This window comes from Streptomyces griseoviridis (genome assembly GCF_005222485.1).
GTDB lineage: Bacteria > Actinomycetota > Actinomycetes > Streptomycetales > Streptomycetaceae > Streptomyces > Streptomyces hintoniae.
On the sequence record NZ_CP029078.1, the window covers coordinates 8,288,917 to 8,303,152 of the forward strand.

9 protein-coding genes and 1 pseudogene are annotated in these 14,236 nt (G+C 74.5%); 3 read left to right on the forward strand and 7 right to left on the reverse strand.

Annotated elements, in window-relative coordinates:
* The first annotated feature begins 175 nt into the window (after positions 1–175).
* Positions 176–610, forward strand: a complete 435-nt coding sequence (locus DDJ31_RS35805) for a protease inhibitor (RefSeq protein ID WP_127176263.1) — start codon at positions 176–178, stop codon at positions 608–610.
* Between the two features lie 128 nt (positions 611–738).
* Here the strand turns inward: DDJ31_RS35805 and DDJ31_RS35810 are convergent, their stop codons facing one another.
* The 3 genes and pseudogenes from DDJ31_RS35810 to DDJ31_RS35820 form a co-directional block, all read right to left on the reverse strand.
* Positions 739–1,116: an STAS domain-containing protein gene (locus DDJ31_RS35810; protein WP_127176262.1), complete on the reverse strand. Its 378-nt coding sequence runs from the start codon at positions 1,114–1,116 to the stop codon at positions 739–741.
* 338 nt (positions 1,117–1,454) lie between these two features.
* A pseudogene (locus DDJ31_RS35815) lies at positions 1,455–2,423 on the reverse strand (Ppx/GppA phosphatase family protein); the annotation flags it as partial.
* Between the two features lie 146 nt (positions 2,424–2,569).
* Positions 2,570–4,078: an MFS transporter gene (locus DDJ31_RS35820; RefSeq protein ID WP_127176261.1), complete on the reverse strand. Its 1,509-nt coding sequence runs from the start codon at positions 4,076–4,078 to the stop codon at positions 2,570–2,572.
* Positions 4,079–5,474: 1,396 nt separating this feature from the next.
* Between DDJ31_RS35820 and DDJ31_RS35825 the strand changes: the two genes are divergently transcribed.
* Positions 5,475–6,845 (forward strand): S1 family peptidase, encoded by a 1,371-nt coding sequence (locus DDJ31_RS35825; RefSeq protein WP_171480947.1) that lies wholly within the window; start codon positions 5,475–5,477, stop codon positions 6,843–6,845.
* Positions 6,846–7,042: 197 nt separating this feature from the next.
* On the opposite strand, the gene DDJ31_RS35830 is transcribed toward DDJ31_RS35825, so the two are convergent.
* Complete coding sequence (locus DDJ31_RS35830; protein WP_240677959.1) at positions 7,043–9,091, reverse strand: SpoIIE family protein phosphatase; 2,049 nt, start codon at positions 9,089–9,091, stop codon at positions 7,043–7,045.
* 385 nt (positions 9,092–9,476) lie between these two features.
* On the opposite strand from DDJ31_RS35830, the gene DDJ31_RS35835 reads away from it, so the two are divergent.
* Positions 9,477–10,085 carry a response regulator transcription factor gene (locus DDJ31_RS35835; RefSeq protein ID WP_127176259.1) on the forward strand — a complete coding sequence of 203 codons (609 nt, stop codon included), beginning with the start codon at positions 9,477–9,479 and terminating at the stop codon, positions 10,083–10,085.
* A gap of 173 nt (positions 10,086–10,258) precedes the next feature.
* Here the strand turns inward: DDJ31_RS35835 and DDJ31_RS35840 are convergent, their stop codons facing one another.
* The 3 genes from DDJ31_RS35840 to DDJ31_RS35850 form a co-directional block, all read right to left on the reverse strand.
* Positions 10,259–12,001 carry an ATP-binding cassette domain-containing protein gene (locus tag DDJ31_RS35840; RefSeq protein WP_127176258.1) on the reverse strand — a complete coding sequence of 581 codons (1,743 nt, stop codon included), beginning with the start codon at positions 11,999–12,001 and terminating at the stop codon, positions 10,259–10,261.
* A 263-nt stretch (positions 12,002–12,264) separates the two neighbouring features.
* Complete coding sequence (locus DDJ31_RS35845; protein WP_127176257.1) at positions 12,265–14,016, reverse strand: ABC transporter transmembrane domain-containing protein; 1,752 nt, start codon at positions 14,014–14,016, stop codon at positions 12,265–12,267.
* 91 nt (positions 14,017–14,107) lie between these two features.
* Positions 14,108–14,218, reverse strand: a complete 111-nt coding sequence (locus DDJ31_RS35850; RefSeq protein WP_093833627.1) for a SapB/AmfS family lanthipeptide — start codon at positions 14,216–14,218, stop codon at positions 14,108–14,110.
* Positions 14,219–14,236 lie beyond the last annotated feature (18 nt).

Here is a 14,236-nt window from a genome sequence, read left to right on the forward strand (position 1 = left end):
CTTCGGACGTTCGAATTCCGTGACTTCGCGCCACTGATTCAATACACAAGGTTACTGAAACGCGTGGGGTCGAGATGAGATTCCGCGCAGGACTCGGCAGACTCACGCTCGCTGGTCCGGCACCGACCGAGTCGGCTCCGGCACACCCTCGAAACTCAGCGGAAGGATGCACACGATGCGGAACACCGCGCGCTGGGCAGCGGCCCTCACCCTCACGGCCGCCTCTGTCCTCGGCCCCCTGGCCGGGGCCGCCCTCGCCACCCCGCTCCCCACGCCCGCCTCGCTCTACGCCCCCTCGGACCTGGTGATGACCCTCGGCCACGGCGAGAGCGCCGCTCTCGTCACCCCGCAGCGCGCCGTCACCCTGACCTGCGCCCCGACCGCGTCGGGCACCCACCCGTCGGCCGCCGAGGCATGCGCCGAACTGCGCGCGGCCGGCGGCGACCTCAACGCCCTGACGGCCAGGTCGGGCGCCCTGTGCACCAAGGCGTACGACCCGGTCGTCGTCACCGTCAACGGCGTCTGGCAGGGCAAGCGCGTCGCCTACGAGCGCACCTTCTCCAACGAGTGCATGAAGGGCTCGTACGGGCGCAGCCTCTTCGCCTTCTGAGACCGGGATCGCACGGCCCCCGCGCGCAACCGGAGTGGCCCGCAGCTGGGGAGTGCGCGCCCTGCGCGGGGCCCGGCGATCTCGCGCCGGGGTGGCGGGCGGTGTGGGGCCGCCCGCCACCCCTGGCATCACCCCCGCCGCTCCCCGGGAATCCCGGGGAGCGGCGGGAAGCGCCGCAGCAGCCCGGCGCCGACCAGCAGTCGGCGCACCCGCGGGGCGTCCGAGACCAGGCGCAGCCGCCCGCCGTGCTCCCTGGCCCGGGTCTCGGCCCGGCACAGGACCCGCAGGCACGAGCAGTCGAGGAACGCCACCTGCCGCAGGTCCACCAGGACGTCGGGGGCCGGTGCGCGGGTCGCGGCGGTGAGGTGCTCGGCGACCAGCTCCGCGGTCGCGAGATCGATCTCGCCGGTGACCTCGACGACGGTGAACGCGCCGACCGCCCGGGTGCGGGCGTGCGCGTTCGGCGCGGGTGGTACGGGTACCGGCTCGTCCTGATCAGGGGGCATGGCCGCTCCACCTCGGCAGGGGCGCATTTGATCCCGGTAGTTACCCCGTGCCGACGTCGGCCACCCCCGACGCGCCGCAGACAAGATCTGGTTCACTCAACCTGGTGAATTGCGCTGGGGCGGCTTGACTTTCCGAGCGGTTGCTTAAAGACGTCTCATCCGGTGCCCGCGGTGACCGGCAGGCCCTTGCCCACCGCCCTGCCCGGCTTCTTCCCGAGTTTCTCGACCGACCGACCGGCCTTCGCCCCGCTACCGCCGTCCCGCCCCGCGTCGGAGTCCCTCGCCGACCGCTTGCCCGGCTTCTTCTCCTGCCCGGTCGTCCTCGGTTCCGCGGTCCTGGGCGGCGGCACCGGCTCGCTGCGGGCGCAGATCTCGCCCCACCAGTCGGGTCCGTCCTCTATGTGCCGCAGCAGAATCCCCTCGCGGATCGCCCAGGGGCAGATCGTCACCGCCTTGAGGCCGGTCAGCTTCATCGCCGTGTGCGCGACGACCGCGCCGGCCAGGCTCTGCACGGAGCGCGGCGCGGAGATCCCGGGGAGCCCGGCCCGCTCGGCGGCGGGCAGTCCGGCCAGCCGTTCCATCCCGGCCCGCAGATCAGGGCGGCGCAGCTCACGCTCCACGAACGGACCGTGCCGTCCGGGCGGCGCCCCGCAGAGCCGGCCCAACTGCTGGAAGGTCCTCGACGTCGCCACCGCCGTCCGCGGTCCCTCCCAGCGGATCCGGGCCGCGGCGTCCCGCAACTGGTGGCGGACCCGGCGGCGCAGCTCCCGCACCACCTCGGGGCCCGGCGGGTCGTCGGTCGTGAAGAACTCCTCGGTCAGCCGGCCCGCGCCCAGCGGCAGCGAGGCCACGAAGTCCGGCAGCCTGCCCCGGCCGAAGGCGACTTCGAGTGAGCCGCCGCCGATGTCCAGCATCGCCAGCGGCCCGGACCGCCAGCCCATCCAGCGCCGGGCCGCGAGGAAGGTCAGCTCGGCCTCCACCTCGCCGGGCATCGTGCACAGGTCGACGCCCGCCCCGCGGCGGACGGCCTCGAGCACCTCCCGGCGGTTGGTCGCGCCGCGCACCACGGTGGTCGCGAAGGAGAGCGGATCGGTGGCGCCCCAGCGGGACGCGGTCCGTCTCGCCTCGGCCACCGCGGCCACGATCCGCTCGACGGCCGGTTCGTCGATGGCGCCGTCCGGGGTCAGGTGCTCCGAGAGCCGCAACGGCCACTTCGCCGTGTGCACCGGCAACGCCACCCCGCCCTGGGCGTCGGCCACCACCAGCCGCACCGTCTTCGAGCCCACATCCACCACACTGATACGCATGACGGGCTCGCTACCCCGTTCCACGCGCGTCGACTCCTCACCGTGTCCGAGTCGTGACCGTGAGAAGGGGCCACCGTCTCCCTGCGGACGGTGGCCCCTCGGCTCTGCGCGGCTCACATCGGAGTGATCACATGTGATCGGGTCGATCACATGTGGACGACGGGGGCGGCGCCCGCGTCCTGGCGCTGCACTCCGCGGCGGAACAACAGGAAGGCGATCACCGCGCCGGCCGCGAAGAGTCCGGCGGACCAGGCGAACGCGGTGGTGTAGCTCTCGATCGTGGCCTGCGCCTGGACCAGCTTGTTCCGCGGGTCCTTGCCCGCCAGGTAGCCGGTGGCGGCGCTGGCGGCGAGCGTGTTCAGCAGCGCCGTACCGATCGAACCGCCCACCTGCTGCATGGCGTTGACGGTGGCGGAGGCGACGCCCGCGTCCTCGGCGGCCACCCCGCCGGTCGCCAGCTGCATCGCCGGCGGCATGACCATGCCGAGACCGAGGCCGATCACGATCAGCTGCGGCAGCACCGCGCTCGCGTAGTGCGAGCCGACGTCGATCCCGGTCAGCCAGGTCATCCCGACCGCGGCGATCGCGAAGCCCAGCGGCACGATGGCCTTCGGGCCGATGCGCGGCACCAGGACCGTGGTGCCCACCTGCGCGGCCACCATCAGCGCCCCGACCATCGGAAGGAACGCCACACCGGTCTTGGTCGGGCTGAAACCGAGGTTGAGCTGAAGGTAGTAGGTCAGGAAGAGGAACACACCGAACATTCCCGAACCGGAGATCAGCACGGCCAGGAACGAGGCGGCCCGGTTGCGGTCCAGCAGGATGCGCAGCGGCAGCAGCGGGTGCGCGGCCCGGGTCTGCCACCAGCCGAAGGCCGCGAGCAGCAGCCCGCCGGCGATCAGGAAGCCCCAGGTCAGCGGCGAACCCCAGTCGTGGGTCTCGGCGTTGGAGAAGCCGTAGACCACACCGAAGAGACCGCCCGCGACGAGCACCGTGCCCGGCACGTCCAGCTTGGAGCTGCCCGCGTCACGGTGGTTGGACAGCAGCAGCCAGCCGCCCGCGAAGGCGACGATCGCGATGACGACGTTCACGTAGAGGGTCCAGCGCCAGTCGAGCGCGTCCGTGAGGATGCCGCCGAGCAGCAGGCCCACCGCGCCGCCCGCGCCGGCGATGGCGCCGTAGACGCTGAACGCCCTGGCCTTCTCCCGGGCGTCGGTGAAGGTGGTGTTGAGGATCGAGAGCGCGGCGGGCGCGAGCAGCGCGCCGAACACGCCCTGGAGGGCGCGGGCCGTGACGAGCATGCCGAAGCCGTTGGCCGCGCCGCCCAGCGCGGAGACGGCGGCGAAGCCGACGACGCCGACGAGGAAGGCGGTCTTGCGGCCGAAGAGGTCGGCTATCCGGCCGCCGAGCAGCAGCAGCGAGGCGAAGGCCAGCGCGTAGGCGGTGACGATCCACTGCCGGTTGCCGTCGGAGAAGCCGAGGTCGGCCTGGGCGGAGGGCAGGGCGATGTTCACGATGGTGGCGTCGAGGACGACCATCAGCTGCGCGACGGCGACGACCGCGAGGATCCACCACCGGTTGGTGGCCGGCGCGGCGGGTTCGGCCGCGGCCAGGTCGCCCGGCAGGGCGTCCTCGGCCAGGGACTTGTGGGGCATGGGGAACCGTCCAGGGAAAGTCGTTCGGACCTTGAGGCAAAGAATCCGTAAACGAAACCGTTTCGTACACATGGAGACTAGCCCACGAAGTAGCGAAACGGCAACGTTTCGCTAGTTCGTGGGTCACGGCCGGGAGTGGAAGGGGGGAGGGGGCGCCGGTCCGGCTGGCGGCGGACCGGTCCGTGCGGCCGGCCGCGAGGGGCCGCGCGGGCGGACCTTCCTGTGCGAACCGGCCGTCCTGGGCGACGACCACCGGCCGCGGACACGGCGTCCAGGAGATGCGGTCCCTCGTCCGCGCATCCGAACGACAGCCGTCGCGTCTCGACCGCCGGTCGGCGCCCCGATCCGGTGCGCGCGCTCGGCACCTCGGGCGTCGGCGAGGACCGGACGGCTGACCAGAGGCATGTCGACGAGGACCGGACGGCTGAGCAGAGGTATGCCGACGCCGGTGCGGCCGAGCGCGGGTACCGAGGCGCCGGCGGGTGCCGGCGGCGACGATCGGACCGCCGTCTGCGAAGTTGCCCGTCGCGTCGTGCGAACGGCTGTCCGTGATGTGCCTGTCGGGTCGTGCGAACGGCTGTCCGCGAAGAGCCCGTCGCGTCGCGCGGGCCGCCGTCCGTGAAGTGCCCGTCGCGTCCTGCGGCCGGGCAGGAGGCGCGCCCCGCACCTCGTGTCCGCGGTCGGCCCTGGTGGAGTCCGCGCCGGGCTCGGGCGCGGCGCGGCCCCGGTGAAACCGTCGTCGAACTCCTTCCTGAGGACCCAACGGCCGCCCCGGTGCGAGTCGTTGACGGACTCCGTGGAAGTCAGGACCGTCATGACGTCGTCGGGTGCGCGCTGTGCGGATTCGCTGAAGCCGCCGCTTCGCCGCGCGATCGGCGTGGAGCGTCGCCGCCCGGTGGCGGAGGGGAATGGGGGTCCCGGGGGCGCGGGGTGCCGTCGACCGTCCGGATCCGGACATCGGAAGCGCCCGCTCCGCTCGTTCCGACGCCCCGGCGGGCGCGCGGCGGCCTCCCGGGCCCCGACCGCCGGCAGGCGCCTCGCGCGCCGGTCGCGGGCGTCCGCGCCCGGCGCCCGCCCGGCACCCCCGGGAGCCGGTCCCACCAGGGTGTTCGCTGACGCGACGGCATCGCGTGCGGACGGCGCCCTGGCCGGGGGCCGGGGGAGGGGGCCGGCGAGGCGATCCGGTCGGCCACGGCGGTCGTCATCGCCATATGGGGGATTGCTCCCCTGGCCCGCCGCCCGGCTCCGGGGCGTGGCCGATTCGCCCGCGCCGTACGTGAGTTGGCGAACGCGATTGAACGCGCCGTGCGACCCGTGCGTACCAACAGCCATCCAGGCGCCCCGAACAGCTGTCGCACGACAGCACGGACTCCGGTCCCCCAGGAGGTCGAGAAGTTTGAGTCACAAGCGAATTCCGAAGCGCAAGGCCGCGATAGCGGCGGGCGGCGTCGTGGCGCTCGGCGCGGCCGCGATCCTGCTGCCGAACGCGAACGCGTCCCAGGACGGCGGTTCCCCCGGCGCGGCCGCCCCCAAGACCCTCAGGGCGACGGACGCCTCGGACCTCGCCTCGCAGCTCCCGGGCCTGCTCGGCGACACCTTCGCCGGTTCGTACTACGACTCCGGCGCCAAGCGACTGGTCGTCAACGTCGTGAACGGCGACGACAACGCGGTCGCGCGGGTCCAGAAGGCGGGCGCGAAGGTCCGCGAGGTCGCCAACAGCCTCGCCGCCCTGAAGACCGGCGCCCAGACCCTGAAGGCCGACGCCACCATCCCCGGCACCGCCTGGGCCGTCGACCCCAGGACCAACAAGATCATCGTCACCGCCGACAGCACGGTCACCGGCTCCGCCTGGAACAGGCTGGAGTCCACGGTCGAAGGACTCGGCACCGCCAAGGCGACCCTGAAGAAGTCCGCGGGCACCTTCAAGACCTTCGTGTCGGGCGGCGACGCCATCTTCTCCCAGACCGAGGCCGGCGGTGTCCGCTGCTCCCTCGGCTTCAATGTCACCGCGGGCGACGGCACCCCCGCCTTCCTGACCGCGGGCCACTGCGGGGTCGCCGCGGCCCAGTGGTCCGACTCCCAGACCGGCCAGCCCCTCGCCACCGTCGACCAGGCCACCTTCCCCGGCGCGGGCGACTTCTCCCTGGTGAAGTACGACGACGCCGCCACCGAGGCGCCCAGCGAGGTCAACGTCGGCAACGGCCAGACCGTCCAGATCACCCAGGCCGAGGAAGCCACGGTCGGCACCCAGGTCTTCCGGATGGGCAGCACGACCGGCCTGAACGACGGCACGGTCACCGGCCTCGACGCCACCGTCAACTTCCAGAGCGAGACCGACCCCTCGGGCGTCGACACCGTCACCGGGCTGATCCAGACCGACGTCTGCGCCGAACCCGGCGACAGCGGCGGCTCCCTGTTCACCCGGGAGGGCGGCGCGATCGGCCTGACCTCCGGCGGCAGCGGCGACTGCACCCAGGGCGGCGAGACCTTCTTCCAGCCGGTCACCACCGCCCTCGCGGCCACCGGCGCCACTCTCGGCGCGGGTGACCAGGCGGGCGGCGGCGCGGGCGACCAGGCGGGCGGCGCTGAGCAGGGCGGCGACGAGATCGGCGGCGACCCGGGCGCCGGAGCCGTCGACCCGTCGGCGTCGGCGGGCGACGACCAGAGCGGAGCCGGCATGGACGCGGGCGCCGACCCGGGCGCCGACCCGAGTGCCGACACCGGCACCGGAACCGGCCACCACTCCTCCTCGGGACGCCGCCACTAGGGCCTGTCGTCGGCACCCCAAGGCCCGCGGGACCCCTGACCGGTCCCGCGCCACATCCACCGACCGGCCTCCTGCGGTTCCCGGTCGGCGGTGGACGGTCCGGCCCTCCGGCGGGAGGGCCGGACCTCACCCACGGGACGACCCGACCGGTCGGTCGACTCCCCGCGCCCACAGGTCACTTGCCACGCTCCCGGCTCTCAGCCGGTCGCCCGCAGCAGCAACAGGGCCACGTCGTCGGCCCGTTGGCGGGCGGCGGCGCTGTGCCGCACCAGTTCGTCGGCCAGCCGCTCCAGCGGCAGATGGCCGATTTCCCCGAGCAGCGACCCGAGTTCGACGAGCGAGTCCTCGATGTCGCCCCCGGGCGACTCCACCAGGCCGTCGGTGTACAGGACCAGCACCGAGCCGGGCGCCAGCGCCACCTCCGTCGTCGGATACGTCGCCGACGCGTCGATGCCGAGCAGCGGACCACCGGCCAGGTCGAGCACCCGCACCGTGCCGTCCGGCCGTCGCAGCAGCGGCGGCGGATGCCCCGCCCGCGCCATCACGGCCCGCCCGCGCGCCGGATCCAGCCGAAGATAGAGACAGCTCGCGAACAGATCCGCCCCGAGGTCGATCAGCAGCCGGTTGGTGCTGCGCATCACCTCCTGCGGCGCCTGCCCCACCGTGGTGTAGGCCCGCACCCCGGTCCTGACCTGCCCCATCAGACCGGCCGCCGTCACGTTGTGGCCCTGCACGTCGCCGATCACCGCCGCCGCCAGTGGCCGCGCGGGCACCAGGTCGTAGAAGTCGCCGCCGATCTCCATGCCGTGTGTCGCCGGCAGATAGCGGGCCGCCGACTCCAGGCCGGGCAGCACGGCGAGGGTGCGGGGCAGCAGCGCCTCCTGGAGGCCGTGCGCGAGCTGGTTCTTGGCGTCGTACAGCAGCGCACGCTCCAGGGCCTGCGCGATCAGGCCGCCCAGACTGGTCAGCACGGCCCGTTCGTCGGGCGCGAAGACCCGCTCCTCGGAGTAGGCGATGACGCAGGTGCCGACCGGCCGCCCGGACGCGATCAGCGGCACGTACGCCCAGGCCGCGTAGCCGTCCGGGGTCTCGTGCCGGTCCGGGTACAGCCGCTCCAGGTGCCGAGTGGAGTCGAAGAAGGCCGGCACACCGCTGTTCAGGGCGTGGGTGCCCGGGGTCCGCTGGGTCAGCGGCAGCCCGTCGAACCGCTCCACGATGTGCGGGTCGCGGTAGCCCCGGTGCCCCAGCACGTGCAGCCGCCCGCCCTGCGAGCCGAGCAGCACCACCGCCTGCGCGCCGACGGCCGGAACCACCTCGTCCGCCACCAGCTGCACCACGTCCTGCACCCCGGCCGCCTCGGTCAGCGCACCGGTCAGACTGAGCACCTGCGAGATCCCCACCAGCCGGTTGGGGCCGGTGCCCGCGCGGGGCGTCTCACCGGCCGCCCCGGCCACCTCGCGGGCCCGGCTGACCCGGACGCTCAGACCGTCCCGGCTCGGGTAGAGCCGGAACGACAGCCAGTCGCGCGGCGGTCTCAGCGCCACGAACGAGGTGATGTGCTGGCTGATCAGCGCCGCACGGTAGCGGTCCTCGTACATCGGGTCGTTCAGCCACGGCACCGACATCCACGGCGGTGTGCCCAGCAGCTCGTCCACCGGCCTGCCGAGCAGGTCGACGGCCGCGTCGTTGGCGTAGCTGACCCGCCCGTGCAGATCGAGCGAGAGCAGCCCGTACGGCAGCCGCGCCACCATCCGCGCCGCCTCGACCGTGCCCAGGGTGCCCGCGACCGCCACCACGGGCGTCGCCAGCAGATCCGCCTCCCGCACCGACGGCAGGCTCTCCTCGGTGGCCCGCCGCAGCCGTACCGCGAGACGGTCGCAGGCCGACATCAGCCGCTGCCGCTCCGCCGCGGGCAGTTCGGCGGGGTGCGATCCCGGCCAGGTCACGAACACCGCGCCGTAGACCCGTTCCGCCGTCGCCACCGGCACCGCGGCCAGCGCGAACGGATACGGCAGCACCACCGCGATGCGCGGAAAGCGGCGGGCCATCTCCTCCTCGCCGCCGACCCACACGACCCGCCGCTCGCGCGCCGCCACGGCCACCGGCACCGGCGCGCTCAGCCCCACCCGTTCCCAGGGCGCGGCGAAGGCCCGGGGCAGACCGGCCATCACGGCCATCTCGAGAACCGGCTCGTCGGCGTTGAGCAGATAGACCGCGCCCGAGTGCGCGTGGACCTCCTCCAGCATCGAGGCCAGGGCCAGGGACAGCAATGGCCGACCCGTGGGGGGTCCGGTGGCCGTCGATGGGCGCCCGTCGGACACGCCCGACCACCTCCTCCTACGGCCGCGCGGTCTCTCCGTCGGGGTCAAGACTCTCCCGAGGCGGCGTCCGGCGCACGGCGAGCGGTCCGCCGACCCGCCGGAAGGGGCCTCCTTACCCGTGTGACGTGCCCCCATACCCCCGCAATCGATGCGCGCGGCGATGTACGGGCGCCCGGTATGCGCCCCCGCGCATCGGTATGGCCGATTCTTCGCGTCCAAGACGGGGCGAAGCGCCCAACAATGAGGCACGCGCTCAAAACCGGGAACCGGAGTGGGGCGAGTACGACGAACACAAAAGGACGGGGTGGCAGTGATCCGGGTTCTTCTGGTCCATGACGCGTGTCTGGTGAGATCGGTGCTGGCGGAATGGCTGCGCCGGGAGCCGGGGCTCGGCGTGTACGACACGCCGTGGCACCAGGCGACGGCCCGGATGCGGTCGGTCGTTCCCGACGTGTGCGCGGCCGACCTCGACGGGTCCGACGCGCAGGGCGTGCCGACCCTCGCCGAGCTGCGCAAGTCCGACCCGCGCAGACCGTCGCCGCAGCTCGTGGTGCTGGCCAGCGCGAACCGGCCCGGTCTGTTGAAGCGGGCGGCCGAGGCGGGTGCCCTCGGGTACGTCGACAAGGAGGGGGCACCCGAGCGATTAGTGCGCGCCATCCATGCGGTGGCCGAGGGGGAACGTTTCGTCGATGACTCGCTCGGGTTCGGCTTCCTCAAGGCCGCCCAGATACCCCTGACCCGCCGGGAGCTGACCGTGCTGGGTCTCGCGGCCGGCGGCGCCTCGATCGCGGAGATCGCGGGCAGCCTGCACCTCTCTCACGGGACGGTGCGCAACTACATGGCGGCCATCACCCGCAAGACGGGTGCCCGCAACCGGATCGACGCGATCCGCATATCCCAGGGGGAAGGCTGGCTGTGACCCCGTGCCGGGGGCCCGCACGAGGTCCCCGTCGGGCTCCGCGCCGACCCCCGCACCAGGTCCCCCACCGGGCCCAGGCCCAGGTTCAGGCCCTGACCGGGGCACAGGGCGGCGCGGCCGTCCGACGGAGGACGGACCCACGGCCGCTCCCTGTGCCACCGGCGCCACGGCCGCTACCGACGTTCCGCGGGGACGGTCCAGCCGCCGACCAGCTCCTGATACGGCTCCGAGCTCCGCAGCAGCTCCTCGTGCGTGCCGTACGCGGTCCGAGGCCCGTCCATCACCAGCACCCGGTCGGCGCGGCACGCCGAGCTGATCCGGTGGGCGACGACCACCAGCGTGCCGCCCGGCCGGGCGGCGAAGGCCCGTTCGGCGCGCGCCTCGGCCTCCGGATCGAGATGGCAGGTCGCCTCGTCGAGCAGGGCGAGCGGCGCGGGGGACAGGTAGGCGCGAGTCAGCGCGATGAGCTGGCGCTGACCCGCGGAGAGCGCGGCGGGATCGACCCGCGCGCGCGGTCCGCCGAGGTCGGCCAGCAGAGGACCGAGCCCGACCGTCTCGGCGGCGGCGCACAGCTCACGCTCGGGCACCGGGTCGGGCCGCAGCCGGCCGAGGTTCTCGGCGAGGGTGCCGGAGTGGACGTACGCCTCTTGCGGGATCAGCACCCGCAGCGCGGCGGCGTCCGCCCCGGGCACCGGGTGCCCGCAGACCCTGATCGCCCCCCGCCCAGGTCGCAGCAGCCCCGCGACCAGGGCGGTGAGCGTCGACTTCCCGATCCCGCTGGCCCCGACGACGACCAGATGACCGCCGTCGGGGACGGTGAGGTCGAGGCCGTCGAGGACGGGGGTGGAGGCGGGTCCGTAGGCGAAGGAGACATCGGAGAGGGAGAGGGCGGGCGGAGTCTTCCGGGGGGTGCGGGCCGCGGGGACGGGCGTCCGGGGGGCGGCGTCGACGTCGGCGTCGGCGTCGTGTCGGGACAGGGCTTCTGACGTGGCAGTGGTCGGGATCGAGGCCGGGGTCGGGGTCGCCGTCGGTTCGGTGTCCGCCGGGGTTCTGGCCCGGAGGCGGCGCAGGACCACCGTCAGGCGTGAGCCGCCCGCGCCCAGGCCGTGGATCAGGTTCTGGAGTGCGGGGAGCAGCGACTGCGTCACATAGGCGAGCGCTCCCACCAGGGCGCCTGGTGTCACGCCGCGGGCGAGCAGCCAGGGCGCCGCCACGAGCAGCAGCACCACCGGCAGCTGGCCGCCGACCGCCAGGGCCGCCGTCCTCGGCACGGTCCAGCGTGCCAGTGCCCTGGCAGCGGCCAGCTCCCCGTCCACCCGTGTCCCGAGGTCCCGGGCGGCCCGCTCCTCGGCGCCGGTCGCCGTGATGTCCCGCAGCCCCTGGCCGATAGCGCCCCACTCCCGCGCGAGCGCCTCGTCCGCGACGAGGAACGCCTCCTGGCGCCTGGCCAGCGGGCGCAGGGTCGCCGCGAACAGCGCCACCCCGGCCAGCAGCGGCGGCCCGACGACGAGCAGGAGCGGCGGCGCGAGGGAGAACAGGCCGACGAGGGCGCCGGCCGCCGTGAACACGAACGAGCGGGAGACCATCACCAGACCGGCCAGCGCGTCCCTGGCGATCTCCACCTGCTGGGTGAGCCCGGACACCGCGCTGTCGTCCGCCTCCCGTACTCCGCGCGCGACGACGGTCTCGACCAGCCGGTCCCGCACCGGTTCGACCAGATCGGCGACGGCCCGGTAGACCCGTCCGGTGCCGTACGCCCCCACCGCCACGCCGAGCCCGGCGGCGGCCAGCCAGAGCAGCCCGGTCCTGGCGTCCCCGGCGAGGAACCCGGCGTCCAGCGCCCGCGCCAGCCCGTACCCGAGCAGAAAGGTCTGCCCGGCCTCAAGGGCCGACCAGCAGCCCAGCCGCACCAGCACCCGCCACCGCGCCCGCAGGGACCGCGCATACCGAGAGAGCCGCAGCCGCCGTGACGGTGCGAAGCGCCGCGCGGAGCCGGAGGGTTCCGTGGGCCCGGCGGAGTCCGGGGGCCTCGTGGGTCCGGCGGAGTCCGGAGGCTTCGTGGGTCCGGCGGAGTCCGGGGGTTGTTCCGTGGAACCCGTCGCCCCCGTAGGACCCGCAGGACCCGTCGCCCCCGTACCCCGCCCCGATCGTCGTCCGTTCGCCCCTGTCCGTCCCGTGCTCACCGTCGCGTCGTCTCCTCTCCGAACACCGCCCGGTACTCGGGGTCCCGCCACAGCACCTCGTGCGGGCCGACCGCCCTGACCCGGCCTTCCTCCAGCCAGGCGACGGTGTCGGCGCGGGCCGCCGTGGTCGCGCGGTGGGCTATCAGCAGGCGGGTGCGGGCGGTGCCGGGGGCGAACAGAGCCTCGGTGACGTGGTGTTCGGTGACCGTGTCGAGGCTGGAGAGCGCGTCGTCGAGGATCAGCAGCCGGCCGCCGTGCGCGAATGCCCGTGCCAGGCCGAGGCGTTGGGACTCGCCGCCGGAGCGCGGCGCGTCGGCGCACGGGGTGGCCCAGCCGTGCGGGAGCCGCTCGACGAAGCTGTCGGCGCGGGCCTCGCGGGCGGCGGAGCGCACCCGGGCGGGCGAGGGGGCGGCGGCGCCGTAGGACAGCGCGTCCTCGATCGTCGTCCCGAGGAGCGCGGGGCGGGCGAAGGCGAACGCGACCGCGCGGCGCAGGTCGTCGTGGCGCACCTGGCCCAACGGGACGCCGTCCAGGAGGACTTCGCCCGCGTCGGGGTCGGTGAGGCGGCCCGCGATCCGGGCGAGGAGCGATTTTCCGGTGCCGGAGCGGCCGACGACCGCGAGGGCGGTGCCGCCGGGCACCACCAGGTCGAGGCCGTCGAGGACGGTCCGGCCGCCGCGCCGTACCGTCACCTTGCGCAGTTCGAGGCGGCCGGGGCCGGACGGCAGCCCGCGGGTGCCGGGCGCCGGCGCGGGTTCGGCGAGGACCTCGGCGAGCCTGCGGGCCGCCGCCCGCGCCCTGGCCAGCGCCGCGAGCCGGCCGACCAGCACGCCGACCCCCGTCGCGAGGACCGCGTAGCGCGACGCGGCGAGCAGGTCGCCCACCGACACCTCGCCCCGGGTGAGCAGGAACCCGGCGAGGGCCACCACGCCCAGTTGCAGCAGCGGCGCGACCGTGACCGCCTGGGCCGCGGCCCGGCCCTGCACGTGCCACATCCGGTGCCCCGCACGGGAGAGTTCGGGCAGCGGGCGCAGGATCCTGGCCGTCTCCCGGTCCTGGATGCCGGCCGCCGCGATGGTGCGGAAGCCGCCGACGGCCTCCGCCAGGTCGGCCGCCATCCTGCCCTGCACCCGCTGGTAGTCGGCGACGCAGGCGGTGGTGGAGCGGGCCAGGGTGCGCAGCAGCAGCGCGAGCGGCGGCGCCCCGGCCAGCAGGAGCACGGCGAGCCGCCAGTCGATGATCCCGAGCGCGACCACGCCGCCGACGGGTCCCGCGAGGGCGGCGAGCAGCGCGGCGACGGCGGCGGGGGAGGTCCCGGCCTGGGCGGCGTTGCCCACCAGCCGGGCGGCCAGGTCGCCGGCGCCGAACCGGTCGCCCGCGCGCGGACCGAGCGCCAGCACATGTCCGGTGACCCGGCGGCGCAGCCAGGCGGCGGCCCGCCCGTCAGCGGTTCCCGAGACGACGCCCGCGCACGCGTCGAGCACGCCGAGCAGCACCACCAGGGCGGTGGCCGCGCCGACCCAGCGGGTCGCGGGCTCACCGGCGAGCAGCAGATCGAGGGCGCGGCCGAGGACCGCGGGCAGCAGCAGTCCGGCCGCGGTGGCGGCCAGGCTCACCAGGCACAGGGCCGCGCAGTGGGCGCCGCCGTGCCGCAGCGCGGCCCGTTCGAGGGCGCGGGCGAGCGGGGCGACGGGGTCGCGGCCCTGCGGGGCGACCGGATCGGGAGCGGCGTCGGAGACGGTCGTCATCGGTGCGGGCCTCGCGTCGGATCGGGCGAAGGCCCCGAGCGGCCCCTCCCGAAGGAGGAGGCCACCCGGAGCCGGTCATCCGCGGTGCGGATCAGAGACAGAGCAGAACGCTCGCCGCCGAGACGCAGGAGAGCAGGCTCGCCGTGCTCGCGCCGCCGGTGTACTCGTCCGACTCCATCGTCTGCAGGTCGAGAAGGGCCATGAAGTGTCCTTTCCTGGA